Here is a 25,684-nt window from a genome sequence, read left to right on the forward strand (position 1 = left end):
TCGCGGCACGAACCACCACCAAGGAGCTGTGAGCGCGAATGAGCGAATACCTGGAGTGCTTCAAGGCCTACGACATCCGCGGACGTGTGCCCGACCAGCTCGACGAGGACCTTGCCTACCGCATAGGACGGGCGTACGCGACAGCCCTGGAGCCCGCTGACGTCGCGGTCGGCCACGACATTCGCCTGACCAGCCCGCAGATCAGTGACGCCCTCGCCCGCGGGCTGCAGGACGGCGGCGTCAACGTCCATGACATCGGGCTGTGCGGCACGGAGGAAGTGTACTTCGCCACCTTCCATTATCGCTTGGACGGCGGAATCATGGTGACCGCGAGCCACAATCCGCGGGATTACAATGGCATGAAGCTCGTACGTGCCGAGGCACGCCCGATCAGCGGTGATTCCGGGCTCGACGAGATCGAGCGGCTCGCCGCCGGCGAGCCCCAACCGCCGGTGGAACGTCGCGGCACCCGTCAGGACCTCGATCACCGCGACGCCTACGTCGAACACCTGCTCGGCTACCTGGCCGACGAGGCGCTGATGCCGCTGCGTATCGTGGTCAACGCGGGCAACGGGGGGGCGGGGGTCGTGATCGACGCCCTCGAGCCGCACCTACCGTTTCGCTTCGAGCGGCTGCACCACGACCCCGACGGGACGTTTCCCAACGGCGTGCCCAACCCGCTGCTCGAGGAGAACCGGGCGGTGACTGCCGAGCGGGTGCGCGCCAGCGGCGCCGACTTCGGCGTCGCGTGGGACGGCGACTTCGACCGCTGCTTCTTCTTCGACGAGCAGGGCCGGTTCATCGAGGGTTACTACATCGTGGGCCTGCTCGCCGAGGCATTCCTGCGCAAGCACGGCGGCGAGCGCATCGTCCATGATCCGCGCCTGACCTGGAACACCATCGATCTCTGCCGCGAGTTCGGCGGTGTGGCCATCGAGAGCAAGACCGGCCATGCCTTCATCAAGGAGCGCATGCGCCGCGAGGATGCGCTCTACGGTGGGGAAATGAGCGCTCACCACTACTTCAGAGGCTTCTCCTACTGTGACAGCGGCATGATTCCCTGGCTGCTGGTCGCCGAGCTCATCGGCCGCACCGGCAAGCCGCTGTCGCAGCTCGTCGACGAGCGGATTGACCGTTTCCCGGCGAGCGGGGAGATCAACCGTCGCCTAGCGGACCCGGCCACCGTGATCGCGGCCATCGAGCGCGACTACGGCGTGGACGCGGTGCGCGTCGACCATACCGACGGGGTGAGCATCGAGCTCTCCGATTGGCGTTTCAATCTGCGCATGTCCAACACCGAGCCGGTGGTCCGGCTCAATGTCGAGTCCCGCGGCGATCGCACCCTCATGGAGGAGAAGACCGCCGAGCTGTTAGGGCGGCTCGATGCATTTCCGGCGGCTGAGTAAGGGAGGCAATCATGCTGCATCCAGTGATTCTGTGTGGCGGGTCGGGCACGCGGCTGTGGCCCTTGTCCCGCAGCCGGTACCCCAAGCAGTTCCTGCCCCTGGAAGGGGACAACACCATGCTCCAGGCATCGGTGCTGCGCGCGGCGGGGCTGCCTGACAGCGACGGCGTCATCGCCGTGGCCAACCAGGAGCACCGCTTTCTGGTCGCCCAGCAGCTGCGCGAGGCCGGCGTCGACTCCTTCGATCTGGTGCTCGAGCCGGTGGGCCGGAACACGGCGCCTGCGGTCGCCGTCGCCGCGATCCGCGCACTCGCCAAGGACCCCGAGGCCGTGCTGCTGGTGATGCCGTCGGACCACCTGGTGCGCGACGACGCGGCTTTCCGTGCCGCCGTGACCGCCGGCATGCCCGCGGCCTCCGACGGTCGGCTGGTGACTTTCGGTATCGTGCCGACGCATCCGGAGACGGGTTACGGGTATATTCGCGCGGCGGATTCGGACGAGCCGGTGCGTGGCGTCGAGCAGTTCGTCGAGAAACCCGACGAGGCCACCGCCGAAGGCTATCTGGCCTCCGGGCGGTACTATTGGAACAGCGGCATCTTCCTGCTCGGGGCGCGCACGTATCTCGAGGAGTTGAAACGCCTGCGGCCGGACATCCTGGAGGCCTGCGAGCACGCGTTCGCCTCCGTGACCGAGGATCTGGATTTCCTGCGCCTGGACGAGGCGCGTTTCGCCGCCTGTCCGGCGGAGTCCATCGACTACGCGGTCATGGAGCATACCGAGCGCGCGGCGGTGGTGCCACTGGACTGCGGCTGGAGCGATCTCGGCAGCTGGGCGACGCTGCACGCCGTGGCGGAAGCCGGGGACGGCGGCAATGTCATTCACGGCGACGTCATCGCCGAGGATACACAGGGTTGCTACATCCGTTCCGAGGGCCGTCTCGTCGCTACCGTCGGCGTCGAGGATCACGTCATCGTGGAGACGGCGGACGCCGTGCTCGTGGCGCCACGTGAACGCGTGCAGGACGTCAAGCGTATCGTCGAGCGCCTGAAGGCCGACGGCCGCCAGGAAAGCGATTTCCATCGGCGTGTCTACCGGCCCTGGGGATCTTACGAGGGGGTCGCCAACGCCGAGCGTTTTCAGGTCAAACGCATTGTCGTCAATCCGGGCCAGCAGCTGTCGCTGCAGATGCATCACCACCGCGCCGAGCACTGGATCGTCGTGCGGGGCACTGCCCGTGTGCTGCGGGGTGACGAGACGTTCCTGCTCACCGAGGATCAGTCCACGTATATTCCGCTCGGTGTGCGCCACCGTCTCGAGAACCCCGGCGTGATTCCGCTCGAGGTGATCGAGGTTCAGTCCGGTAGCTATCTGGGCGAGGACGACATCGTGCGTTTCGGCGACGTCTACGGCCGAGCCCCCGCGATGGCGGCGTCGACCGAGGATGCCGGCAGCGACGCCTCCGCCTGAGCTCATCTGAGCGGGGGCGTGGGCCCCCGCTCAGGTTCCGGCCGTTACCGACTCCGGTACCCGCGTGTCCACGGGCATCGCCTGCTTCAACCGCGCACTCGCCGTGCGGATGAGATACCCCGCCCAACTGACGATGCCCATGAGCTTGCTGCCGTCCTCCAGCAGGAAGGCGCCCGGCGGTGTCACCCACTGCTGAAGCATATCGAAGCCGAGGGAGGCGGCGAAAAACGCGAGCGCCAGGCCGAGCAGCGGGTAGTCGCTGGCGCGGATGTCCCGATGGAACAGGGTGATAAAGGCGCCGATCATTGCGGCATAGCCGGCGTACACGGCCTCCTCGGAGACCCCGAGCCCCTTGGGCAGGACGATGTCGTGGAGCAGGAAGAGGTCGTCGAGGAGCAGCACTAGTGTCATCGTTCCCGCGGCGAGAAGGAATATGGGAGTGCGCCGCGCGCCGTGTCGGCGGGCGAGGAGGGCCGCGAACAGGCAGATCGCCGTGCTTGCGCACCACAGCAGGATACCGATATTCGACACCGCCCCCGCGAACGGGCTGACGCCGAGCACTTGCGCCGGATCGCGGGTCAGGTTCGCCATGGGCACCGCGTAGCCGATGCGCAGGGCGACAACGACGATCAGCAGCGCCAGGACCGGCGCGTAAAGGAGGATGAGGGTCGGCGTGAGGGTGCGCAAATGCTGGCGCAAGCCGATAGAGGGCATAGCGGTGGCGCTCCGTGGGTCTTGCACCGCCCCCAGCGCCCGCTCGCGGCGAGCGCCGCCCCACCGGCGCGTTCGCTGAACTGACACGACGGTCGGGGCTCATAGCCCCGACCGTCACGCGTGTGTCACATTCTAGCGCTTTTTCTTCTTCGGAATGTAGAGGTCGGTGAGGGTGCCCGCGGCAGCCTCGGCAGCCATGCCCACCGTCTCCGAGAGCGTCGGGTGCGGGTGGATGGTCAGGCCGATGTCGTGCATGTCCGCGCCCATCTCGATGGCGAGTGTCACCTCGGCGATGAGATCGCCGGCGTTGGGGCCGACGATGCCGCCGCCGAGCACCCGCTCGGTCTCGGCGTCGAAGATGAGCTTGGTGATGCCCTCCTCGCGTCCGAGGGAGAGGGAGCGACCGTTGGCCGCCCAGGGGAAGGAGGCCACCTCCACCTCGACGCCCTGGGCCTTGGCTTCCTCCTGGGTGAGGCCGACCCAGGCCACCTCCGGGTCGGTATAGGCCACCGAGGGAATCACGCGGGCATCGAAGGCGCTCTTCTCGCCGGCGGCGCATTCGGCGGCGACGTGAGCCTCGTGCACGGCCTTGTGGGCGAGCATGGGCTGGCCGACGATGTCGCCGATGGCGTAGATGTGCGGCACGCTGGTGCGCAGGTGCTCATCCACGGCGATGCAGCGCTGCTCGTTCACCTCCACGCCGGTGGCCTCCAGGTTGAGCAGATCGGTGTTCGGCCGCCGACCCACGGAGACCAGCACGCGGTCGAAGGTGTCCTCCGCCGGTGCCTTGTCGCCCTCGAAGGTGACCTTGACGCTGTCGTCGCCGGGCTCGATGCCGGTGACCTTCGTATTGAGGAAAATGTTCTCGTAACGCTTGCCGATGCGCTTGTGGAACGGCTTGATGATGTCGCGATCGGCGCCGGCCATCAGCCCGTCGAGGAGTTCCACGACGGTGATTTTCGAGCCCAGGGCGTCGTAGACGGTCGCCATCTCCAGGCCGATGATGCCGCCCCCGACCACCAGCATCCGCTCGGGAATGTCCTCCAGTTTGAGCGCGTCGGTGGAGTCCATGATGCGCGGATGGTCGAGATCGAAGCCCGGCGGCGCGGCCGGTCGCGATCCGGCGGCGATGATGCAGTTGCGGAAGGTCAGCGGACGATTCTCACCGTTGTCATCCACCACTTCGACGCGGTGGTCGTCGACGAACCGTGCCTGCCCGGTCACCACCTCGACCTTGCGCTGTTTGGCGAGGCCCTTGAGTCCGCCGGTGAGCTTGCCGACGACCTTGTCCTTCCACGCACCCAGTTTCTCCAGATCGATCTTGGGCGTGCCGAATTCGAGGCCGTTCTCGGCGAAGAATTCCGCCTCGTCGATGATCTTGGCGGCGTGGAGCAGCGCCTTGGAGGGGATGCAGCCCACGTTGAGGCAGACGCCGCCGAGACTCGGGTAGCGCTCCACCAGGATGGTTTTCAGCCCCAGGTCGGCGGCGCGGAAGGCGGCGGAGTAGCCGCCGGGGCCGGCACCGATGACGAGCATGTCGCAGTCGGCGTCTTCGGGAGCAGGGCCCGTGTCGGCCCGTGTTGGCCCCTGCGCCGGCGCAGTCTCGCCGCCGGCTGCGGCGGCAGCCGGTTTCTCCGCCCCCGCTTCGGTCTCTGCTTCGCCGCCCGGCTCATCCCCGGCTTCGCCGCTTACCTCGGCGAGCAGGATGACATCGCCCTCGGCGACCTTCTCGCCCACCTTGACCTTGAGCTCGGTGACCTTGCCGGCGACCGGCGACGGTACCTCCATGGTCGCTTTGTCGGACTCGAGGGTGATCAGCGACTGCTCGGGCTCGATGGTGTCGCCGGGCGCGACTAGCACCTCGATGACGTCCACCGCATCGAAGTCGCCGATGTCGGGGACTTTGACTTCCTTCACGTCTGCCATGGATCGCTTTCCCTTGTTGGGTGGGTGGATCGGTGTGACCGACCCACCGAGGTTCGGAGTCATTCCTGCTGCGGTTGCCGGGTGGCAGGGGGCGGGCTGATCTCGGCGGACCGCAGGTCGCCTGGACGGTGACCTACGAGCCTACAGGGACATATTCACGGCGTGTCTGCCGAGACCGCCCCCCCTGCCACCCAGCGCCACAGTGGCTATAGATACCCGGTTACAGTACCAGCCGGCGCAGATCGCCGAGGAGCTGCGCCAGGTAGGTGGTGAATCGCGCCGCCGCGGCGCCGTCGATCACGCGGTGATCGTACGACAGCGACAGCGGCAGCATCAGCCGCGGCTCGAAGTCCTTGCCGTTCCACCTGGGCTTCATCTCCGAGCGGGAAACCCCGAGGATCGCTACCTCCGGCGCGTTCACGATGGGCGTGAACGCCGTGCCGCCGATGCCGCCGAGGCTCGAGATGCTGAAGGTGCCCCCCTGCATGTCGCTGGGGCCGAGTTTGCCGTCGCGGGCCTTGCCGCTGATGGTGGCCAGATCGCCGGCAATGTCGTAGATGCCCTTCTTGTCGGCGTCCTTGACGATGGGCACCACCAGGCCGTTGGGCGTATCCACGGCGACGCCCACGTTCACGTAATGCTTGAGGATCAGCGCGTCCCCGCTGGGCTTCAGCGAGCTGTTGAACTCCGGGAAGCGCTTGAGCGCCGCGGCCGAGGCCTTCACCAGGAAGGCGAGTGGCGTAAGCTTCACGCCGGCCTTTTCCGCAGCGTCCTTCTCGGTCTTGCGGAAGGCCTCCATCTCCGTGATGTCCGCCTCGTCGAATTGGGTGACGTGGGGTACGTTGACCCAGCTGCGGTGCAGATGCGGTCCGCTCTTCTGCTTGATTCGCGACAGCGGCTTCTCCTCGACCTCGCCGAACTTGGAGAAATCCACCTCGGGAATCGGCGGCAGCCCGGTGCCGCCGGGAACGGGCGCCGGGGCTTGCGCAGTGCTGCCGGCGCCGCCACCGCCCTGCATCACGCCCTTTACGAAGCCCTGAACGTCATCCTGGGTGATCCGCCCCTTGGGGCCGGTGCCCCGTACCTGGCCGAGGTCGACACCGAGCTCACGGGCGAAGCGCCGCACCGAGGGGCTGGCGTGAGCGAGCTTCTGGCGCTCCGGCTCGATGGGTTGCTCGATGGGCTCGTGATCCGCTTCCAGCGAACGACCGACGCTGGGGCCGGGGGTGACCGTGCCGTTGGTGCCGGTTTCGGCCTTGGCCGCCGGCTCGGGCTCAGGGCGCGGGGCCGGTTGCTCGTTCGCCGCCGGTGCGGCGGCTGCGCCGCCGCCGGCGGTCTCGATTCGGGCGATGGGTGTGCCCTCGGAGACTTTGTCCCCCGCGCTCACCAGGACCTCGGTGATCTTGCCTGCCTTGGGCGAGGGCACTTCCATCGTGGCCTTGTCGGATTCCAGGGTGATCAGCGATGCCTCGGCCTCGACACTGTCCCCTGCCGAGACCAGGACCTCGATGACGTCCACCTCGTCGAAGTCTCCGATGTCCGGCACTTTCACTTCTTCGACGCCACCGCCGCCCGAGGTTGCGGGCTCGGGGGCGGTTGCCGCTGCCGCGTCGTCGTCGCCGGCGTCGTTCGCGGCGGTCGCCGACGTATCGGCTTTGGCGGTATCGTCGCCGCCCGAGGCGGTTTCGCCCGCAGCGGCTGACTCGAGCTTGATGACCGCAGTACCCTCGGAAACCTTGTCGCCGGCGTTGACCAGCACCTCGGTGACGGTGCCGGCCTCGGGGCAGGGCACCTCCATGGTGGCCTTGTCGGACTCCAGGGTAATCAGCGAGTCTTCGGCCTCGACGCTGTCCCCGGCCTTGACCAGCACTTCGATGACGTCCACCTCGTCGAAGTCACCGATGTCGGGGACCTTGATTTCTTTTACCTCTGCCACGGAATCTTCCTCCAGATCGGCGGTGCGGCGTGCGCATGCAAACGGGGCGGGCTTGTGGCCCGCCCCGGGGTGGCGGTGACGGTTCAGACCGTCACCGGGTTGGGCGCATCCGCGTCGATGTTGTATTTCTTGATGGCCTCGGTGACCTTCTTGGCGTCGATCTCGCTGTCATCGGCGAGGGCCTTCAGCGCGGCGACCGCGACGTAGTAGCGGTCCACCTCGAAGAAACGGCGCAACGCCTCGCGCGTATCCGAGCGGCCGTAGCCGTCGGTGCCCAGAACCACGTAGCGGCGATCCACGTACGGGCGGATCTGGTCGGCGAACGAGCGCATGTAGTCGGTGGCGGCAATTGCCGGGCCCTTGTGCCCCTCGAGCTGCCTGGCCACCCAGCTCTGCCGCGGTTTCTGGTCGGGGTGGAGCATATTCCAGCGCTCGCAGTCGATACCGTCGCGGCGCAGCTCCGTGAACGACGGGCAGCTCCACAGATCGGCCTCGACGCCCCAGTCCTCCTTGAGCAGCTCGGCGGCGGCCACCACCTCGCGGAAGATCGTGCCCGAGCCCAGGAGCTGGACGCGGGTCTTGCCCTTGCCGCCTTCGGCGAAGAGATACATACCACGCCGGATGCCTTCCTCAGCGCCTTCGGGCATCGCCGGCTGGTGGTAGTTCTCGTTCATCATGGTGATGTAGTAGAAGACCTTTTCCTGGTCCTGGTACATCCGCCGCAGGCCATCCTGGATGATGACCGCCATTTCGTAGGCGTAGGTCGGGTCGTAGGAGACGCAGTTGGGGATGGCCGCGGACATCAGGTGGCTGTGGCCGTCCTCGTGCTGCAGACCCTCGCCGTTCAGCGTCGTCCGTCCCGCGGTACCGCCCATGAGGAAGCCCTTCGCCTGCATGTCGCCGGCCGCCCAGGCGAGATCGCCGACACGCTGGAAGCCGAACATCGAGTAATAGGCGTAGAAGGGGATCATCTCGATGCCGTGGTTGGCATACGAGGTCGCCGCGGCGATCCACGAGGACATGGCACCGGCCTCGTTGATGCCCTCCTGGAGGATCTGGCCCTTCTTGTCCTCGCGGTAGTACATGAGCTGGTCGGCATCCTGGGGCTCGTAGAGCTGGCCCTTGGGGGAGTAGATGCCGAGCTGGCGGAACAGCCCCTCCATGCCGAACGTGCGGGCCTCGTCGGGCACGATGGGCACCAGGTGGCGGGCGAGCTTCTTGTCGCGTCCGATGACCGACAGTGCCCGCACGAACGCCATGGTGGTGGACATCTCGCGGTCGCCGCTGTCCTTGAGCAGGACGTTGAATGCGTCCAGGTCCGGCGTGGCGAGCGGCTCGGCGCTCTCGTGACGGGCCGGCAAGTATCCGCCGAGGGCCTTGCGGCGCTCGTGCAGATACTTCATCTCCGGGCTGTCCTCGTCGGGCTTGTAGAACGGCGCGTCGGCGACCTTGTCGTCCGGTACCGGGATCTGGAAACGGTCGCGGAACGCCTTCAGCGCGTCTTCGGCCATCTTCTTCTGCTGATGGGTGATGTTCTGGCCCTCGCCGGCCTCACCCATGCCATAGCCCTTCACCGTCTTGGCCAGGATCACCGTGGGCTCGCCCTTGTGCTTCACGGCCTCCGCGTAGGCCGCATAGACCTTGTGCGGATCGTGGCCGCCGCGGTTCAGGCGCCAGATATCGTCATCGGTCATGTTGGCGACCATTTCCTTGAGCTCCGGGTACTTCCCGAAGAAGTGCTCGCGGGTGTAGGCGCCGCCCTTGGCCTTGAAGTTCTGGTACTCGCCGTCGACGCACTCCTCCATGCGCTGGCGCAGCAGGCCCTTGGTGTCGCGGGCGAGCAGCGGATCCCAGTAGGAACCCCAGACCACCTTGAGCACGTTCCAGCCGGCCCCGCGGAACTCGCCTTCGAGCTCCTGGATGATCTTGCCGTTGCCGCGCACCGGTCCGTCGAGGCGCTGGAGGTTGCAGTTGATCACGAAGATGAGGTTGTCGAGGCCCTCGCGGGCGGCCACGCCGATGGCGCCGAGGCTCTCCGGTTCGTCCATCTCGCCGTCACCGCAGAACACCCACACCTTGCGGTCCTCGGTGTTGGCGATGCCGCGGTTGTGCAGGTATTTGAGAAAGCGCGCCTGGTAGACGCCCATGATCGGGCCGAGGCCCATGGACACGGTGGGTAGCTGCCAGAAATCGGGCATCAGCCATGGATGCGGATACGAGGACAGTCCGCCTTCCATGAGGTCGCCCCGGAACTTGTGGAGCTGATCCTCGCTGAGGCGCCCCTCGAGATAGGCGCGGGCATAGATGCCGGGCGCCGAATGGCCCTGGATGAAGACCAGGTCGCCGCCGTGATCCTTGGACGGGGCATGCCAGAAGTGGTTGAAGCCCACTTCGTAGAGTGTCGCCGAGGAGGCATAGCTGGCGATGTGGCCGCCGATGCCCTCCCGGTCCCGGTTGGCCTGAACCACCATGGCCATTGCGTTCCAGCGCAGCAGCGACCGGATGCGCCACTCCAGGGCGGCATCCCCCGGGGATTTCTCTTCCTGCTGTGGCGGAATCGTGTTCTGGTACGCGGTGGTCGCCTTGAATGGCAGCTGGCCGCCGCGGCGACGCGCTTTGTCCACCAGGGCCTCGAGCAGGAAATGCGCGCGCTCGGTACCCTCGTATTCGAGCACCGCTTCGAGCGCTTCGAGCCACTCCTGAGTCTCCTGGGGGTCGGCATCACCCGGCATGGGCGTGGGTTTCATGCGTGCAGCCATGGTCTCACCTCTCGGATCGCCGCCCTGGCGTCGCTTTGCGGCTCGGGGCGGTTCTCAGTCTGCGGCGTCTCGTCGGGCACGGTTGGCCCGCTGCCGGCGCGGATTCTCTCCCCTCCCGTGATGCGGGGGGCGCTCTCTGGAATTCGAGTATAGACAGCCGCCTGTGCACCTTCCCGAACCGCCTTGCTGCAGTCCGGAAGTGCCTTGCAAATTCGCAGGTCGACTGCGTGTCGCCAAGCTACCGTAATGCTAGTAGCCGTGTCGCCGGTTTATTTGAGAGGTGCAGGCACAAATCTTATGAAAGAACGGCCACGGTATTCTCGGGTAAATCGAAAAATATCAGTGGCTTAAGAGTTGTCCGAAGGGGGTTCGGTGGCGGTTTATGTTGCGCCGCAGCGGAAAAAGTCCGGGTTATTTATGCCGTTTCCCGAAGCTCCTCGAGCCAGTCGCGGGGCTGGAGCCAGTAGTCGGTGAGCTCCGCTTCGCGGCTGCCCGGCTCCGGGGTGAAACCGTATTCCCAGCGCGCCAGGGGCGGCATGGACATGAGAATGGACTCGGTGCGCCCGCCGGACTGGATTCCGAACTGAGTGCCGCGGTCGAAGAGCAGATTGAACTCGACGTAACGCCCGCGGCGGTAGAGCTGAAAGCGCCGCTCGGCCTCGGTCCATGGGGTGCCGCGCCGGCGTGCGACGATGGGCAGATAGGCGTCGAGGAAGGCTTCCCCTACGGCGTGGGTGAACCCGAACGCGTGATCGAAGCCGCCTTCATCGAAGTCGTCGAAGAATAGGCCACCGACGCCGCGAGCCTCGCCGCGGTGGGGCAGGTGGAAGTACTCGTCACACCAGCGCTTGAACCGCGGATAGAGATCGGTGCCGAAGGGGGCGCAGGCGGCACGAGCGGTAGCGTGCCAGTGGTGCACGTCGGCGGCGACCGGATAGAAGGGCGTGAGATCGAATCCGCCGCCGAACCACCATACCGGCGCCGCGCCGGGCTTTTCGGCCACGAAAAAGCGCACGTTCGCGTGGCTCGTGGGGACATGGGGGTTTTCCGGATGAACCACCAGCGATACGCCCATGGCTTGGAAGCTCCGCCCTGCGAGTTCGGGCCGGCGGGCACTCGCGGTGGCCGGCAACTCTTCGCCGTAGACATGGGAGAAGTTCACGCCGGCCTGCTCGAACACGGTGCCCTGGGTGAGCACCCGCGACCGGCCGCCGCCGCCTTCCGCTCGTTCCCACGTGTCTTCCTGGAATTCCGGGCCACCGTCGGCTTCCGCGAGCGCCGTGCACACGCGGTCCTGCAATTGGTTCAGCCAGCTTCGTACGGTGTTCGGGTCGACGTCACTCATGTCCTCTCCGCGGCCGGGCCGCGCCGCCGGCGGCGCAGTATCGTGTCACCGTGGCAAGCCTACCGTGGTCGCCCGGTGCGATGCACGGGCCGCGGCGGTATGTCGGTGGCGCACACGGGCATTGAGAACCGGTATTACCTAGTGACCGGATTAGTAGTAGTACTAACCTTTGCGAAAGTATTGCCAGGTCTCAGTGACCGTGTGCGCCGCTGTGGCAAGGCGCGAGGAGCGTGGTGTAGCAAGGTCTACATGAGCGAGGAGCAACGCAGTCCACAGCGGCGCACACGGCCACCCGCAGGGCGCCACTGCGCGGCGCCTCGGCGGCGTTGCGTTCGCTTGACGTGAGCCTCGCCACGCCGGCGCTCCCGCGCCTTGCCGAGCCGCCGCGCAGTGGCGCTGAGACCTGGCAATACTTTCGCAAAGGTTAGTAACCCTCCAGGGCGCTGCGGCATTTCTCCAGCGCCTGAGTAGTGACAGTGAGCTCGTGGCTCGTCAGGTCAGCGGCCATACGAGCCTCCACGTTCGTCACCCGGTCGTGAGCGCGATCCAGGCGGTCGCGCGCGGCGTCCGTCAGGGTGAGGCTGCGGATCCGGCTGTGACGGGAGTGCGCGACCGGGGTCAGCAAGCCGGCGCGCTCGAGGCCGGTGACGACTTGGTGCATGGTTTGCGGCGTGACGAAGCAGCGCCGTGCCAGCTCGGCGTTGGATAGACCCGGGTCGTTTTCCAGTGCGCAGAGCGCAGCATATTGAGCGGTGGTGAGATTCAACTCGGCGAGCGTCGCGTCCATGGCGTGACGCAGCGCTTGCTGCAATCGCTTGATCTTATAGCCGAGCCGCTGTTCGACGGGGAAGGTGGTGACCATTGGTTTATTGTATCAGGAACCTGATATATCATTGTCAGGACCCTGATAACTGAAGGAAACAGCGATGTCAGCTACAAGGAACGTCACCGTCATCGACCCCGTGCAGCCAGTGCTTACCCTGATCAACGTTTTCGATGTGTCCCCGTCACGTCAGCAGGAGTTGGTGGATCTGCTCGTTCACGCCACAGAAACGGTGATGAAGTACCGCCCCGGTTTCATCGCGGCGAATATCCACCGTAGCGAGGATGGCACCCGGGTGGTGAACTACGCGCAATGGCGAAGCCGTGACGATTTCGAGGCGATGCTCCAGGATCCCAGCGCTATCCCGCACATGCGGGCGGTCGGTGAAATGGCGAATGCCGAACCAATGCTCTTCGAGATTGTCCACGTACGGTCGTGCGCGCCATCCGGTAGTCCCGACGCGTCGCTGTCTCCGCCCGTTCAATGAGCGATTAACGGGGATCGTGGGGGTCAGCCGGGACGCAGGACGGCACCGTCGGGCCAGCGGCGGATCCGGCTCGGGGCACTGCGGCCGCCGGTGGGGCCGCCCAGGATGTAGTCCAGGCGGTTGTCGAAGTAGCCTCGCACGCGGCAGGCGGTGCGGGCGGGGGCCCGGCCGTCGGGGTTGGCGCTGGTGGAGACCAGCGGTGCGCCCCAGGCACGGCAGAGTGACGCGGCACCGGGGTGAGCCGTCACGCGTACGGCGATGCTGTCGTGGATGCCGGTGATCCAGTATGCGGCAAGTGGTCCGGCCGGCAGCACCCACGACACCGCCCCCGGCCAGTCGGCATGTACCTGTCGGCTCGCCAGCGCTGCTGCATCCACCCAGCCCGCCAGCCGCTCGACTCGGTCGGCGATGAGGATGAGCCCCTTGCTCACGGGACGGTGCTTCAGCGCGAGCAGGCGGCCGACTGCTCGCGGGTCGCCGGGGTCGCAGCCGAGACCGTAGACTGCCTCCGTCGGGTAGGCGATGACGCCGCCGCCACGCAGGCACCGCGCCGCCGCACGCTGACGAAAGCCCGGTGTGGCGGTGACGGCTACGCGGTCAGCTCGACTTGCGCCGGGTCGTGCTTCGTCGGCGGCCACCCTTCTTCTCCGGAGCATTGGCGATGAGCTCGCGGCACTCGTCCACGGTGAGCTCGGCGGGCTCGCGGTCCTTCGGAATCTTGGCGTTCTTCTTGCCGTTGGTGATGTAAGGTCCGAAGCGTCCGCGCAGTACCCGGATACCGTCCTCGGGGAACTCCTTGATCGTGCGTTTGGCCTCGTTTTCCTTCTTCTCGGCGACCAGCTCCAGTGCCCGTTCGCGGGTAATGGTGTACGGGTCGTCGTCCTTCTTGAGGGAGGCGAACTTGCTGCCGAAACGCACGTAGGGGCCGAAGCGGCCGATGTTGACCTGGAGCTCTTCGCCCTCCGGCGTCTCGCCGAGGTCCCGGGGCAGCTGGAAGAGCGCGAGCGCCTCGTCCAGGGTGATGGTCTCGATGCTCTGCCCCTGCCGCAGGCTCGCGAAGCGGGGCTTTTCCTCGTCATCGCGGGTGCCGATCTGCACGAACGGGCCGTAACGCCCCAGGCGGGCCTGCACCGGTCGGCCGCTCTTGGGGTCCGTACCGAGCTCGCGTGCCTGCATCACCTCGGCGCGCGAGACGTTGGCCTTCTCCTCGACTCGCTCGCGGAAGGGGTTCCAGAACTCGCGCAGTACCGGTACCCAATCCCGCTCGCCGCGGGAGATGGCGTCCAGGTCGTCCTCGAGCCGGGCGGTGAAATCGTAGTCCACGTAGCGGTCGAAGTGGTCGGTGAGGAACTTCGCCACCACGCGGCCGGTGTCCGTGGGGAAGAACCGGCGATTGTCGATCTCCACGTAGCCGCGCTGCTGCAGCGTGGAGATGATCGCCGCGTAGGTGGACGGGCGGCCGATACCCCGCTCTTCCAGCGCCCGCACCAGGCTAGCCTCCGAGTAGCGCGGCGGCGGCTCGGTGAAGTGCTGCTCCGGGCGAATGGCCTTGAGCGTGACCTCGTCGCCCTCGACGAGCGGCGGCAGGATGCGCTCCTTGTTGTCCGCTGGCCCCTTGGGGTCGTCCGTGTCCTCCATGTAGACGGTCATGAACCCCGGGTCGCGGATGGTCGAGCCGGTGGCGCGGAAGACGCCGACGTCGCCCGCGGCAAGGTCCACGGCCACCGTGTCGATGGTGGCGTGGATCATCTGGCAGGCGACTGAACGCTTCCAGATCAGGTCGTAGAGCTTGTATTGGTCCTCCGAGAGGTGGCCCTTGAGGCTCTCGGGGTCACGTTTCGCGTCCGTCGGGCGAATGCCCTCGTGCGCTTCCTGAGCGTTCTTGGCGCGCGTGCGGTACTGATTCGGCGACTTCGGCAGCATCTTCTCGCCGTAGCGCTCGGTGATCACGCCGCGCAGATTGCCGATCGCCTCCTGGGAGAGGGCCACCGAGTCGGTACGCATATAGGTGATCAGGCCGATGGCGCCGCTGCCGGTGTCGATCCCCTCGTAGAGCTGCTGGGCGACGCGCATGGTGCGCTGGGCGGAGAAGCGCAGCTTGCGCGAGGCCTCCTGCTGCAGCGTCGAGGTGATGAACGGCGCGGCCGGGTTACGCCGGCGCTGCTTCTTCTCGATGTTGGTGACGCGCAGCACCCCGCCGGCAGCCTCCTCGAGCCGCCGGGTGGCGTCGGTGGCCTGGGTCTCGTTGGTCAGCGTGAACTGCTCGACCTTGTCGCCGTCGAGGCGGCTCAACTTGGCGGTAAACGGCTCGTTCTTCTGCACCAGGTCGGACTCGACGGTCCAGTATTCCCGGGGCTCGAACGCTTCGATCTCCTGCTCGCGCTCGACGATCATGCGTAGCGCCGGGCTCTGAACGCGGCCCGCGGACAGACCCCGCGTGATCTTGCGCCACAGCAGCGGCGAGAGATTGAAGCCCACCAGATAGTCCAGCGCGCGTCGCGCCTGCTGGGCGTTGACGAGATCCTCGGAGAGCCCGCGCGGATGGGCGATGGCTTCCTGGATGGCCGGCTTGGTGATCTCGTAGAAGGCGACCCGGTGGACGGGTTTCTCGTCCACCACGCCCTTGTCCTTGAGCAGCTCGTAGAGGTGCCAGGAGATCGCCTCGCCCTCGCGGTCGGGGTCAGTGGCGAGGTAGACGGCGTCGGCCTTGCGGGTGGCCTTGGTGATGGCCTCCACGTGCTTGGCGTTGCGCTCGATCGTCTGGTAACGCATGCGGAAGTCGTCGTCCGGATCCACCGCGCCTTCCTTGGGCACGAGGTCGCGCACGTGGCCGTAGGAGGCGAGGACCTCGAAGTCCTTGCCCAGATACTTGTTGATGGTGCGCGCCTTCGCCGGCGACTCGACGATGACCAGATTTTTTCCCATAGAAAATTCGTCTCCGGCGCTCACCGGCGACGCCATAGCGGTATGCGCTGAAATGGATTAATTCGGGTTTATTCGAGAAGCTAATGCCCCGGAGCCGATTGTCAACGTCCCGCCATCCTAGTGGATGAGCTTGTTGGGGCCGTCGAAAACCAGATTCTCCATGCTGGCGAAGGCCTCTTCCTGACCGGGCTGGCTGAACAACACCATGAGCACGATCCACTTGACCGTGTCTAGGTCCGTCTCCTCGTCGGAGAGTGCCATCAGGCGATCGATCACCAGTTCCCGGCTGTTGGGCGTGAGGATGCCGACCTGCTCGAGGTAGAACACGAATCCTCGCGCCTCCGTGTCCAGGCGATTGCATTCGCGCTCGCTGAATACGCGCACGGAATGCAGTGTATCGGCGCTGACGGGGGGCAGCTCGCGGCTGCGCGCCAAGGCGTCCAGCCAGTCGAATGCCTTGCGGATCTCCGAACGGCTGAAGCCCGCTTCGAACAGCTCCGACTCCAGTGATTCCCTGTCCGGCTCGGGTTCCTCTTCGTTATAGAAGTAGTTCTCGAACAGGTACATCAGGAGGTCGAAAACGTTCTCTTTCATCCGCGCGCCTTGTGCAGTCGTCGCATTTCCGCGGTTCCGCCGGCTTTCCCTGGCCGATGGTTACCTAGCGCAGGCGGGCATAGCGTCCGCCGGGGGAGGCCGTTACATAGCCTTTCAACTCGAGTATCAGCAGCATGGAGGAAAGCGTATCGGCCGTCAATCCAGCCCTCTCGGCGAGCACGTCGAAGGACACCGGGTCGTGGCCGAGCGCCTCCAGCAGCGCCTGGTAGTCGTCGTTGAGCGCCGGTTCGGCGTCGCCGGCACCGGCCGTTGCGTCCTCCGCACCGGCGGCCGTCGGGCGGGTGTCTGCCGGGGCCTCGGCGATGGGCAACGGGGGCAGCTCGTCGAAGACGTCGGCCGCGGACTCCACGAGCTTGGCTCCCTGCCGGATCAGCGCATGGCAGCCACGGGCGAGCGGGTTGTGAATCGAGCCCGGGATGGCGAAGACTTCGCGGCCCTGTTCCAGGGCGTGGCGGGCGGTGAGCAGCGAGCCGCTGCGCACTCCGGCCTCCACCACCAGCACACCGAGTGCCAGGCCGCTGATCACACGGTTGCGGCGTGGAAACTGTTCGCGACGTACCCGTACCCCGGTGGGAAACTCGGTCACGATGGCGCCACCGCCGGCGATTTCCCGGGCAAGGTCGCGGTGGTGTGCCGGGTAGATCCGGTCCGGTCCGGTGGCGGTGACCGCGACTGTTGCCCCGGGGGCCGATAGCGCGCCGCGGTGGGCCGCCCCGTCGATGCCCAGCGCGAGGCCGCTGGTGATCGCCAGGCCGTTGCCGGCGAGGTGACGGGCGAATTCCCGGGCGTTGTCGAGCCCGCCCCGGGTCGCCTTGCGGCTGCCGACGATCGCGAGCTGCGGGCGCTGGAGAAGCGCCGCGGCACCGGCGACGAACAGCAGCGGCGGCGGATCGGCGATGGCGGCGAGTTGCTCCGGATAGTGCGGGTCGTGGCGGGTAATGAGGTGGTGGTCCGGCGCTGTTAGCCAGGCGAGATCCGCGGCGATGTCCGCGTCTTCCCGATCCGGCGCGCTGGCGCGCAGATCCGGGTCGAGAGCCGCCGCGCGGATGCTCGCGGCGTCGGCGTCAAAGAAGTGTGCAGGGGAGTCGAAGGCGGCGAGGATCGCGTTGTAGGTACTCGGTCCGACCCCCGGCGTTCGCAGCAGGCGCAGCCAGGCGGCCACTTCCGTGGTGTCCGCCTGGCCGGTGGCCCCCGTTTCCGGTGGCATCAGGGGTTGCGAACGGTATCACCCACCGCCATCGCGCGGGTGGCTTCCATCACGAGTCCCAGGCTCATGCGGTCGAACGTGCGGAAGACCACGAGCTCACCCTGTTTCTCCGGTGGCAGGGTGACGGCTTCTTCGTCGCCTTTCGCGTACGGGTCGTCGACCGTGCGCGGCTTCTCGTCTATGGCGAGCACGTGGCCGACGGCGAGTCCGTCGCTGGTGCCGCGATTGATGGCGACGACGTCGAACTGCCCGATCTGGTTGACGCCGTCCATCACCGACATGATCACGCCACGGACGTTCGCGTCGGGAGCGCGCGGCGTGAAGTGGCTGCGGAACTCGCTGTCCAGGCGTTCCAGCAGGCGGTCGCCGGCGAGTACCTCACGGTTCACCTCTGCGAGGCGCAGCGTCGCCGGGTCGCCGGATGCCTCGATCCCGGAAGTGCCGATGCGGCGAGCCAGAACGCCCAGCGTGTCGCCGGTCTCCGGGTCGACGAAGGCTTCCTCGCGGCGGACCACGTCCCAGTCTTCGGCGGGGTCCCCCGGCATTCCACGTGCATAAACGCGGTCGCCGGCGGCGCTCATTACCCGCTCGTCCCCGCCGGCAACGACGTAGGGGGCATCCTCCAGCACGCCGGGATCGACCACCCGGTCACCGGTGAGAAACGGTCGGATTGCCCCGAGCGGAATGGTGGCCACCGCGTCGTCGAGCTCTTCCACCCGGACTTCCGGGGAGAGCTTGACGGTGCCGCCACCGCGCTCGACTGTCAGACGGGGTTCACCGTCGACCAGGGTCAGCCGGATGACATCGCCCGGATAGATGAGGTGCGGGTTGTCGATCTCCGGGTTCTCGTGCCAGATCTCCGGCCAGTACCAGGGCTCGGTGAGAAAACGATCGGAGATGTCCCAGAGCGTATCCCCCGGCTGAACGGTATAGCGCTGCGGATGGTCGTCACGCAGCATGCTCTCGTCTGCCGAGGCCGTGCCGGCGGCAATCAGGGCGCCAAGCGCCCAGGCTAGGGTGTGCTTCAGCATGGACTGTCCCTGTAACGGATCCGCCACGCGCTGGCGACGGGCGCCCCGTGTCCGTTATCATTTTGTGGATTTAGCGTCGATTTAGACTAGCAGCGATCAAGCGCAACCCGCAACGGACCCGCCATGCCCAAACTCGACATCCTGCATTACCCCGATCCGCGCCTGCGCACGGTGGCGGAGCCCGTGGACGAAGTCGACGACGAGGTTCGCCGCCTGGTGGACGACATGTTCGAGACGATGTACGCGGCACCGGGCATCGGTCTGGCCGCTACCCAGGTCGACGTCCACCGCCGCGTGATCGTGATGGACGTCTCCGACGACCGCAGCGACCCGCGGGTGTTCATCAACCCGGAGATCATCGCGCGCGACGGGGACGCCGAGAGTGAGGAAGGCTGCCTGTCCGTGCCGGGCTACTACGAGAGCGTGCACCGCGCCGAGCACATTCGCGTGCGGGCGATCGGGCGCGATGGCGAGGCCTTCGATCTGGAGGCCGAGGGCCTGCTCGCGGTGTGTATCCAGCACGAGATGGATCACCTCGAGGGCAAGCTCTTCGTGGACTACCTCTCCGAGCTCAAGCGCAAGCGCGTTCGCCGCAAGCTCGAGAAGCTCGCCCGCCAGGGCGGCGGGCAGCCCGCCAGCGCCGCCGGGTGACGCGCATGGCTAGCCGTCTGCGCGTCGTTTTCGCCGGCACCCCCGAATTCTCGGTCCCCGCCTTCGAGGCCCTGCGTTCGGCCGGCCACGAAATCGTTGCCGCCTACACCCAGCCGGACCGTCCCGCCGGTCGCGGGCGGCGGCTGCGGCCGAGCCCGGTCAAGCAGGCCGCCGAGGCCGCCGGTGTGCCGGTGCGCCAGCCCGAGACACTGCGGGACGCCGACGAACGCGCGGCGCTCGCCGGGCTCGAACCGGACGTGATGGTGGTGGTCGCCTACGGCCTGATTCTGCCGCGCGCGGTGCTGTCGATTCCGCATCACGGCTGTCTCAACATCCACGCATCCCTGCTGCCGCGCTGGCGCGGTGCGGCGCCGATCCAGCGTGCCCTGCTGGCTGGCGACGAGCGCACCGGCGTATGCATCATGCGTATGGCGCCGGGGCTCGATACCGGTCCGGTGATCGCCTGCGCGGAGACAGCCGTCGCCGCCGACGACACCGGCGGAAGTCTCCACGATCGTCTCGCGTCCCTGGGGGCGGAGCTCATCGCCGAGACGCTGCCCGCCTGGGCGGGGGGCGGGCTGGAAGCCCGGCCCCAGGAGGAGACCGGTGTCACCTACGCAGAGAAGCTCGACAAGGATGAGGCCTGGGTGGACTGGCGGTCCCCGGCCGCGGCCATCGAGCGGCGCATTCGTGCATTCGATCCGTGGCCGGTGGCGCGCACGCGCTGGCCGGGCGGCGAGCTACGCCTGTGGCGCGCCGAGGTTCGCGCCGGCGGCGAGGCTGGTGAGCCCGGCACCGTCGTTTCGGCCGGGCGCGAGGGCATCGACGTCGCCACCGGCGACGGGGTGTTGCGACTGCTCGAGCTGCAGGCGCCCGGGCGCCGCCGGCAGACGGCGGCGACGTTGCTGAACGGCCTGGATCTGGGTGCCGGTGTCCGCCTCGGATGAGCGCGGTGTTCAGCCGCGTCTGGCGGCCGTCTGCCTCGTGCATGCGGTGGTGGATGAAGGGCGTTCGCTGGCGGATGCCATGCCGGCGCAGGAGGCAGAGCTCGGCGGCGCCGACCGCGCGCTCGCGCGCGAGCTGGCTTACGGGAGCCTGCGCTGGCACGGCCGGCTGGCCGCCCTGGCCGATACATTGCTCGCCCGCCCGCTCAAGCGCCGTGACCGTATCCTGAAGTCAGCGCTGGAAGTCGGCCTCTACCAGCTCCTGGAAACGCGGATTCCGCCTCACGCCGCGGTGTCGGCGACGGTGGCCGTGGCCCGGGCGCTCGACCGCCCATGGGCGGCCCGGGTGCTCAACGGCTGTCTGCGGCGTTTTCAGCGTGAGGGGGAGCGGCTTCTCCGGCAGCTCGATCGCGATCCGGCGGTGGCGTCGTCGATGCCCGGATGGCTGAATGCCACCATCGCGGCGGACTGGCCCCTCGAGCAGACCGACATCCGTCGCGCGAGCCTGGCCCGGCCGCCGATGACGCTACGGGTCAATCGGCGCCAGGGTGATCGGGCCGACTACCTGCAGGCGCTGATCCATGCCGGCTTCACCGCCCGGCCGGTCGCGGGGCTCGCGGACGCGCTCACGCTGGACCGCCCCGTGGCCGTCGGCGAGTTGCCCGGCTTCGACAATGGGCGCGTGTCTGTGCAGGATGCCGCGGCACAGTTCGCGGCCAAGCTGCTGGCGGTGTCTCCGGGGGCACGGGTGCTCGATGCCTGTGCGGCCCCCGGTGGCAAGGCCGCGCACTTGCTCGAATGTGAGCCGGAGCAGCGCCTGCTGGCGCTGGATGTCGACGGTGAACGCCTCGACCGGGTCGGCGAGACCCTAGAGCGGCTGGGCTTACAGGCTGCGCTTTGTATCGGCAATGCCGCCGAGCCGGGCGCATGGTGGGACGGCGAGCCGTTCACTCACATACTCGTGGATGCGCCCTGTTCGGGAACCGGGGTAATCCGCCGGCACCCCGACATCAAGTGGCTGCGCCGTGGCGATGACATTCCGCGCCTCGCCACCGGGCAAATGCGGCTGCTGCGTGCGTTGTGGCCGCTGCTGGCCGCCGGCGGTAGGCTGGTCTATGCCACCTGTTCCATCCTGCGCGCCGAGAACGAGGCGGTGGCCGCCGCGTTCGCTGCCGAGACCCCGGGTGCCGTCCCGGTGGCGCCGGGGTTGCCGGTGGGGCGCAGCACCGGCGTCGGCCATCAGATTCTGCCGGGGGAGCGAGGCATGGACGGTTTCTACTACGCGTGTTTCGACAAGCGCTGATGAGGTTGCGCGCTGCCGCATTCGCCGTGCTGATCGTGCTGGTTGCTACCACCGCCGCCAGCGCTGCCGGGGGGCATGTGGCGATCGTCGACGGCGAGGTTTCCCGCCGCGATGCTGTCTGGTATCTCGGTCTGCGCGTGGACTACCGCTTGAGCGATGCGGCGGAGGAGGCGCTGCGCAATGGCGTCGCCCTGGAGCTGCGTCTCGATATCGAGGTGTTGCAACCCCGCTGGATCTGGTGGGAAGAAACCGTCGCACAGCTCGCCCAGCGTTATCGGCTGCGATACCACGCTCTGAGCGAGCGGTATGTGCTCGTGCGACTGAACAGTGGCGAGTCGCGGAGTTTCCGTAGCCTGCGGGTCCTGCTCGACGAGGTTGGCCGCGTGCGCTCGCTGCCGATAATCGATGCCGAGCTGCTGCGGGCGGGTGTGGCCTACACCGTCGCGGTGCGTGCGAGCCTCGACACCGACGCCCTGCCCCGCCCGCTGCGCGCGATGGCCTACATTTCACCCCAGTGGCAACTCGCGAGTGACTGGCAGCGATGGCCGTTGCACGACTCCTGAGTTGGCTCAAAAGCGAGGGTTTGCTGCGCCTGCTCCTCTGCCTGGTGCTCCTCGCCTCGCTGTACCTGCTCAACGCCACCACCGAGAACTCGGCGGTTTTCGGCCAGTTCTACGTCGGTGTGCTGCTGTTCAACGCGGTGGCACTGATCGCGCTGGTCACGGTGATTGCCGCAAACGTTTACCGGCTTCTGCGTGCGCTGCGGGAACGTCGCCCCGGCAGCCAGCTCACCGGACGGATCATGGCGCTGTTCGCCGTGCTCGCGGTGGTGCCCGGTCTGGTGGTTTACGCCTTTTCCATGCAGTTTCTGCGCAGTGGCATCGACAGTTGGTTCGACGTGCGCGTTGAGGCTGCCCTGGACGACGCCCTGAGCCTCTCCCAGGCGTCGCTCGACTTGCGGATGCGCGATCTGCTCAAGCGCGTACAGAACGCCGCGGACGACCTCGCCACTACCCCGGAAGGGCTGGTCACGTTCGCGGTGGGGGACATGCGCGAGCGCATGGGCGCCGCCGAGCTGACCCTTTTCGGCAGCAATGGCCGCGTGGTCGCCTCGAGCACGCGCGAGACGGAGGGCATTCTGCCGAACCGGCCGGAGGAGGAGGTACTGCTGCAGCTACGCCAGGGACGTCCCTACGTGAGCCTCGATCCTATCGAGGGCAGTGGCCTCAACATACGTGCGGCCGTGCCGGCACCCAACCCGGACAATCCCCAGAACCGCCGGGTGCTCCAGGCGCTGTTCCCGATCTCGCCGCGGCTGAACGAGCTCGCCGGCGACGTCCAGGACGCCTTTGCCAAGTACCGCGAGCTCGCCTACCTGCGCGGGCCTCTGAAGAACAGCTTCATCCTCACCCTCTCGCTGGTGCTGCTGATGTCGTTGCTCTTCGCCGTCTGGTCGGCGTTTTACCTGGCGCGGCGTCTGGTCGCGCCCATAAGCCGCCTCGCAGAGGGTACCCAGGCGCTCGCGGAAGGCGACTACGGCACCCAGCTGCCCGCCGCCGGTCGCGATGAGCTCGGCTTTCTGGTGCGCTCGTTCAACGACATGAGCCGCCGGGTAGCCCAGGCCCGTGACGAGGCACGCCGTGGACAGGTGCTCGCCGAGGCTCAGCGCGCCTACCTCGAGACCGTTCTCTCGCGTTTGTCCTCCGGTGTGCTCGCGCTGGACCAGGACCGGCGCCTGCGCACCTACAACCAGGCGGCGGTGGATATCCTCACCGTTCCTCTCGCCCAGGCCGCGGGCGGTCGTCTGCGGGGGCTGGTGGAGCACCACCCGGATTTCACGCCGTTCGTCGAGCTGGTGGAGGCGCGTGCGGCGGCGCAGAGCGCGGAGTGGCGCGAGGAGTTCACCCTGGACACCAGCGAGGGCCGACGGGTGCTCATGTGCAGCGGTGCCGCTCTGCCCGGTGGCCGTACCGCTGGCGGCCACGTGATCGTCTTCGATGACGTGACCGCTCTGATCCAGGCGCAGCGCGACGCGGCCTGGGGCGAGGTGGCGCGACGTCTCGCCCACGAGATCCGCAACCCGCTCACGCCCATCCAGCTCTCCGCCGAACGCTTGCGCCACAAGCTTCACGATCGGCTGGCGCCGGTGGAGGCGGAGGTACTGGAGCGCTCGACCCGCACGATCATTCACCAGGTCGAGGCCATGAAGGCGATGGTCAATGCTTTCTCGGAGTATGCGCGTCCGCCGCGGCTCGCCTTGACGGACGTGGATCTGAATGCGCTGATACACGACGTGGTGGAGCTTCACCGCGGCGACGGCGGCGAGCCGGGTTTCGCGCTCGAGCTCAGCGACGGGCTGCCATCGCTGCGCGCCGATCCCAGCCGCCTGCGCCAGCTGCTCAATAACCTGTTCCGCAATGCCCTGGAGGCGGCGACCGAGCGCGGAGGCTGTCAGGTGACGGTATCCACCCGCGCCGGCGAAGGGCGCTACGCCGGTATGGTGGAGCTCAGGGTGCGGGACAACGGCCCGGGCTTCGCCGACGATGTGCTCGATCAGCTTTTCGAGCCCTATGTCACCACCAAGCGCAAGGGCACGGGATTGGGTCTCGCCATCGTCAAGAAGATCGTAGAGGAACATAATGGGTTTATCTCGGCGCGCAACCTGCGCGCCGGAGCCCAGATCACCGTGCGCCTGCCGGTCGGAGGTGAGCCCTCGGCGGCGGCGAGATGGCCCGAGATCGAGGAGACGCGATGACGACCGCCCACGTGCTAGTGGTGGACGACGAACCCGATATCCGCGAGCTGGTCCAGGAGATTCTCGAGGACGAGGGCTACGAGGTGACCACGGCGGCGAGCGCCGACGAGGCACGGGCCGCACTCGCCGAGCGTCGCCCGGATCTGGCGCTGCTCGATATCTGGATGCCTGGTGAGGACGGCATTTCGCTGCTCAAGGCATGGGTCCAGGGCCAAGGCCCGCGGTTCCCGGTAGTGATGATTTCCGGCCACGGTACGGTGGAGACGGCCGTGGAGGCGACGCGGCTCGGCGCGGTGGACTTCGTGGAGAAGCCACTGTCCATGGGTAAGCTTCTGGCAACGGTGGAGGAAGCGCTCGCGGGGGGGCGCTACAGCGAGGCGGCACCGGCGTCCTGGCCCACCCTGGTCCCGGTGGGACGCAGTCAGGTGATGACCCGCTTGCGCGAGCAGGCCAAGCGCCTCGCCGAGGCGCGCTCGCCGGTGCTTGTCAGCGGCGAGCCCGGCAGCGGCCGCAAGACCTTCGCGCGTTATCTGCACAGCCTGCGCGCCCACCCCGGGCCGTTGGTGGAGCTTGCCGGAGGGAGCGTTGCCGAGGAGGCCGCCGCCGAGGAGCTATTCGGTCGTGCCGGTGCCGGGCGCCTGGAGGCGGCTGCGGGCGGCACCCTGTTGATCGACGAGGTCGAGGATCTCGGCGAGAGCGCGCAGACGCGTCTGCTCTCCGCGCTCGATGCCGGGGGGTTCCAGCGCGTCGGCAGTACCGAGCAGCTTCCGTTGGCTTGCCGGGTGATCGCCGTCGCTGGCCGCGACCTGGAGGCCGAGGTCCGTAGCGGTCGATTCCGCGAAGACCTTTACTACCAGCTGAGCGTCGTGCCCGTTACCGTGCCGCCGCTGCGCGATCATGTCGAAGACATTCCCGAGCTCGTGAGCTTCTATGTGGATCATCTGGTCGAGCGCGAAGGCCTGACCTACCGGCGCTTCACCGTGGCGGCCCAGAATCGCCTGCGCAACCACGACTGGCCGGGCAATGTCCGTGAGCTGCGCAACCTGGTTCAGCGGCTTCTACTGCTCGGCGACGGGCTGGATATCGATGTCGACGAGATCGAGCGGGTCCTCGCCGAGGGGGTGCATGTTTCGGAGGCCTCGCCGTCGCCGGACCTCTGGCTCGAGTTGCCGCTGCGCGAGGCCCGGGAGGCGTTCGAGCGCCAGTACCTCCAGCGCCAGCTCAAGCGCGCCGAGGGTAGCGTCGCCCAGCTCGCGCGTCTGACGGGCATGGAGCGCACCCATCTCTACCGCAAGCTGCGCGCCCTGGGGATCGATCCGAAGGAGGCGGGGTGAGCGCGGCGCGCACGAGTGGAAGCTGACGAGTGGAAAGTAGCAAGTTGAAAGCCGGGG

At 67.4% G+C, this 25,684-nt stretch carries 20 protein-coding genes; 9 read left to right on the forward strand and 11 right to left on the reverse strand.

Features of this window, described 5'->3' with window-relative positions:
* Window positions 1-38 precede the first annotated feature (38 nt).
* Together ACPEES_RS09005 and ACPEES_RS09010 are read left to right on the forward strand one after the other, a co-directional pair.
* Window positions 39-1,406: a phosphomannomutase gene (locus ACPEES_RS09005; RefSeq protein WP_435103125.1), complete on the forward strand. Its 1,368-nt coding sequence runs from the start codon at window positions 39-41 to the stop codon at window positions 1,404-1,406.
* An 11-nt stretch (window positions 1,407-1,417) separates the two neighbouring features.
* Entirely contained in the window at window positions 1,418-2,872 is a 1,455-nt protein-coding gene (locus tag ACPEES_RS09010; RefSeq protein WP_435103126.1) for a mannose-1-phosphate guanylyltransferase/mannose-6-phosphate isomerase, read from the forward strand.
* A 30-nt stretch (window positions 2,873-2,902) separates the two neighbouring features.
* Here ACPEES_RS09010 and ACPEES_RS09015 read toward each other — a convergent pair whose 3' ends face one another.
* The 6 genes from ACPEES_RS09015 to ACPEES_RS09040 form a co-directional block, all read right to left on the reverse strand.
* Window positions 2,903-3,586 carry a hypothetical protein gene (locus tag ACPEES_RS09015; protein ID WP_435103127.1) on the reverse strand — a complete coding sequence of 228 codons (684 nt, stop codon included), beginning with the start codon at window positions 3,584-3,586 and terminating at the stop codon, window positions 2,903-2,905.
* Between the two features lie 132 nt (window positions 3,587-3,718).
* Window positions 3,719-5,512 (reverse strand): dihydrolipoyl dehydrogenase, encoded by a 1,794-nt coding sequence (gene lpdA, locus ACPEES_RS09020; protein ID WP_435103128.1) that lies wholly within the window; start codon window positions 5,510-5,512, stop codon window positions 3,719-3,721.
* Window positions 5,513-5,732: 220 nt separating this feature from the next.
* Window positions 5,733-7,448 carry a dihydrolipoyllysine-residue acetyltransferase gene (gene aceF / locus ACPEES_RS09025; RefSeq protein ID WP_435103130.1) on the reverse strand — a complete coding sequence of 572 codons (1,716 nt, stop codon included), beginning with the start codon at window positions 7,446-7,448 and terminating at the stop codon, window positions 5,733-5,735.
* An 83-nt stretch (window positions 7,449-7,531) separates the two neighbouring features.
* Entirely contained in the window at window positions 7,532-10,207 is a 2,676-nt protein-coding gene (aceE, locus tag ACPEES_RS09030) for a pyruvate dehydrogenase (acetyl-transferring), homodimeric type (RefSeq protein WP_435103132.1), read from the reverse strand.
* Between the two features lie 415 nt (window positions 10,208-10,622).
* The gene (gene hemF, locus ACPEES_RS09035; RefSeq protein WP_435103133.1) at window positions 10,623-11,552 is read right to left on the reverse strand and encodes an oxygen-dependent coproporphyrinogen oxidase; all 930 of its coding nucleotides are present in this window, start codon (window positions 11,550-11,552) and stop codon (window positions 10,623-10,625) included.
* 424 nt (window positions 11,553-11,976) lie between these two features.
* The gene (locus ACPEES_RS09040) at window positions 11,977-12,414 is read right to left on the reverse strand and encodes a MarR family winged helix-turn-helix transcriptional regulator (protein ID WP_435103134.1); all 438 of its coding nucleotides are present in this window, start codon (window positions 12,412-12,414) and stop codon (window positions 11,977-11,979) included.
* A gap of 64 nt (window positions 12,415-12,478) precedes the next feature.
* Between ACPEES_RS09040 and ACPEES_RS09045 the strand changes: the two genes are divergently transcribed.
* A complete protein-coding gene (locus ACPEES_RS09045; protein ID WP_435103135.1) occupies window positions 12,479-12,862 on the forward strand; it encodes an antibiotic biosynthesis monooxygenase family protein in 384 nt (127 codons plus the stop codon).
* 23 nt (window positions 12,863-12,885) lie between these two features.
* Here the strand turns inward: ACPEES_RS09045 and ACPEES_RS09050 are convergent, their stop codons facing one another.
* From ACPEES_RS09050 to ACPEES_RS09070, 5 genes are all read right to left on the reverse strand, one after another.
* Window positions 12,886-13,500 carry an L-threonylcarbamoyladenylate synthase gene (locus ACPEES_RS09050; RefSeq protein ID WP_435103136.1) on the reverse strand — a complete coding sequence of 205 codons (615 nt, stop codon included), beginning with the start codon at window positions 13,498-13,500 and terminating at the stop codon, window positions 12,886-12,888.
* Window positions 13,460-15,787: a DNA topoisomerase I gene (locus ACPEES_RS09055; RefSeq protein ID WP_435103137.1), complete on the reverse strand. Its 2,328-nt coding sequence runs from the start codon at window positions 15,785-15,787 to the stop codon at window positions 13,460-13,462. Before ACPEES_RS09055 ends, ACPEES_RS09050 begins: the two co-directional genes overlap by 41 nt.
* A gap of 117 nt (window positions 15,788-15,904) precedes the next feature.
* Window positions 15,905-16,381: a DUF494 family protein gene (locus tag ACPEES_RS09060; protein WP_435103138.1), complete on the reverse strand. Its 477-nt coding sequence runs from the start codon at window positions 16,379-16,381 to the stop codon at window positions 15,905-15,907.
* A gap of 64 nt (window positions 16,382-16,445) precedes the next feature.
* Window positions 16,446-17,609 (reverse strand): DNA-processing protein DprA, encoded by a 1,164-nt coding sequence (gene dprA / locus ACPEES_RS09065; RefSeq protein WP_435103139.1) that lies wholly within the window; start codon window positions 17,607-17,609, stop codon window positions 16,446-16,448.
* Entirely contained in the window at window positions 17,609-18,640 is a 1,032-nt protein-coding gene (locus tag ACPEES_RS09070) for a LysM peptidoglycan-binding domain-containing protein (protein WP_435103140.1), read from the reverse strand. Before ACPEES_RS09070 ends, dprA begins: the two co-directional genes overlap by 1 nt.
* A gap of 123 nt (window positions 18,641-18,763) precedes the next feature.
* Between ACPEES_RS09070 and def the strand changes: the two genes are divergently transcribed.
* Genes def through ACPEES_RS09100 form a run of 6 tightly spaced genes read left to right on the forward strand, consistent with a single transcriptional unit; the run spans window position 18,764 to window position 25,627 of the window.
* Window positions 18,764-19,291, forward strand: a complete 528-nt coding sequence (gene def, locus ACPEES_RS09075; protein ID WP_435103141.1) for a peptide deformylase — start codon at window positions 18,764-18,766, stop codon at window positions 19,289-19,291.
* Between the two features lie 5 nt (window positions 19,292-19,296).
* Window positions 19,297-20,238, forward strand: coding sequence for a methionyl-tRNA formyltransferase (gene fmt / locus ACPEES_RS09080; protein ID WP_435103142.1), 942 nt, complete (start codon window positions 19,297-19,299; stop codon window positions 20,236-20,238).
* Window positions 20,222-21,538 (forward strand): 16S rRNA (cytosine(967)-C(5))-methyltransferase RsmB, encoded by a 1,317-nt coding sequence (gene rsmB, locus ACPEES_RS09085; protein ID WP_435103143.1) that lies wholly within the window; start codon window positions 20,222-20,224, stop codon window positions 21,536-21,538. The genes fmt and rsmB overlap by 17 nt, the downstream gene beginning before the upstream one ends.
* The gene (locus ACPEES_RS09090) at window positions 21,538-22,101 is read left to right on the forward strand and encodes a DUF4390 domain-containing protein (RefSeq protein WP_435103144.1); all 564 of its coding nucleotides are present in this window, start codon (window positions 21,538-21,540) and stop codon (window positions 22,099-22,101) included. Before rsmB ends, ACPEES_RS09090 begins: the two co-directional genes overlap by 1 nt.
* Window positions 22,080-24,293: an ATP-binding protein gene (locus ACPEES_RS09095; RefSeq protein WP_435103145.1), complete on the forward strand. Its 2,214-nt coding sequence runs from the start codon at window positions 22,080-22,082 to the stop codon at window positions 24,291-24,293. The genes ACPEES_RS09090 and ACPEES_RS09095 overlap by 22 nt, the downstream gene beginning before the upstream one ends.
* A complete protein-coding gene (locus tag ACPEES_RS09100; RefSeq protein ID WP_435103147.1) occupies window positions 24,290-25,627 on the forward strand; it encodes a sigma-54-dependent transcriptional regulator in 1,338 nt (445 codons plus the stop codon). Before ACPEES_RS09095 ends, ACPEES_RS09100 begins: the two co-directional genes overlap by 4 nt.
* The last annotated feature ends 57 nt before the right edge of the window (window positions 25,628-25,684 follow it).

This window comes from Arhodomonas sp. AD133 (assembly GCF_051195215.1).
In the GTDB taxonomy this organism is placed as follows: Bacteria; Pseudomonadota; Gammaproteobacteria; order Nitrococcales; family Nitrococcaceae; genus Arhodomonas.

What these genes read in the sequence shown, in the direction of transcription:
- ACPEES_RS09005 (WP_435103125.1), top strand. Translation starts at nt 39, where the DNA reads ATGAGCGAATACCTGGAGTGCTTCAAGGCCTACGACATCCGCGGACGT.
- ACPEES_RS09010 (WP_435103126.1), top strand. Translation starts at nt 1,418, where the DNA reads ATGCTGCATCCAGTGATTCTGTGTGGCGGGTCGGGCACGCGGCTGTGG.
- ACPEES_RS09015 (WP_435103127.1), bottom strand. Translation starts at nt 3,586, where the DNA reads ATGCCCTCTATCGGCTTGCGCCAGCATTTGCGCACCCTCACGCCGACC.
- lpdA (WP_435103128.1), bottom strand. Translation starts at nt 5,512, where the DNA reads ATGGCAGACGTGAAGGAAGTCAAAGTCCCCGACATCGGCGACTTCGAT.
- aceE (WP_435103132.1), bottom strand. Translation starts at nt 10,207, where the DNA reads ATGGCTGCACGCATGAAACCCACGCCCATGCCGGGTGATGCCGACCCC.
- hemF (WP_435103133.1), bottom strand. Translation starts at nt 11,552, where the DNA reads ATGAGTGACGTCGACCCGAACACCGTACGAAGCTGGCTGAACCAATTG.
- ACPEES_RS09040 (WP_435103134.1), bottom strand. Translation starts at nt 12,414, where the DNA reads ATGGTCACCACCTTCCCCGTCGAACAGCGGCTCGGCTATAAGATCAAG.
- ACPEES_RS09045 (WP_435103135.1), top strand. Translation starts at nt 12,479, where the DNA reads ATGTCAGCTACAAGGAACGTCACCGTCATCGACCCCGTGCAGCCAGTG.
- ACPEES_RS09055 (WP_435103137.1), bottom strand. Translation starts at nt 15,787, where the DNA reads ATGGGAAAAAATCTGGTCATCGTCGAGTCGCCGGCGAAGGCGCGCACC.
- ACPEES_RS09060 (WP_435103138.1), bottom strand. Translation starts at nt 16,381, where the DNA reads ATGAAAGAGAACGTTTTCGACCTCCTGATGTACCTGTTCGAGAACTAC.
- dprA (WP_435103139.1), bottom strand. Translation starts at nt 17,609, where the DNA reads ATGCCACCGGAAACGGGGGCCACCGGCCAGGCGGACACCACGGAAGTG.
- ACPEES_RS09070 (WP_435103140.1), bottom strand. Translation starts at nt 18,640, where the DNA reads ATGCTGAAGCACACCCTAGCCTGGGCGCTTGGCGCCCTGATTGCCGCC.
- def (WP_435103141.1), top strand. Translation starts at nt 18,764, where the DNA reads ATGCCCAAACTCGACATCCTGCATTACCCCGATCCGCGCCTGCGCACG.
- fmt (WP_435103142.1), top strand. Translation starts at nt 19,297, where the DNA reads ATGGCTAGCCGTCTGCGCGTCGTTTTCGCCGGCACCCCCGAATTCTCG.
- ACPEES_RS09090 (WP_435103144.1), top strand. Translation starts at nt 21,538, where the DNA reads ATGAGGTTGCGCGCTGCCGCATTCGCCGTGCTGATCGTGCTGGTTGCT.
- ACPEES_RS09095 (WP_435103145.1), top strand. Translation starts at nt 22,080, where the DNA reads ATGGCCGTTGCACGACTCCTGAGTTGGCTCAAAAGCGAGGGTTTGCTG.
- ACPEES_RS09100 (WP_435103147.1), top strand. Translation starts at nt 24,290, where the DNA reads ATGACGACCGCCCACGTGCTAGTGGTGGACGACGAACCCGATATCCGC.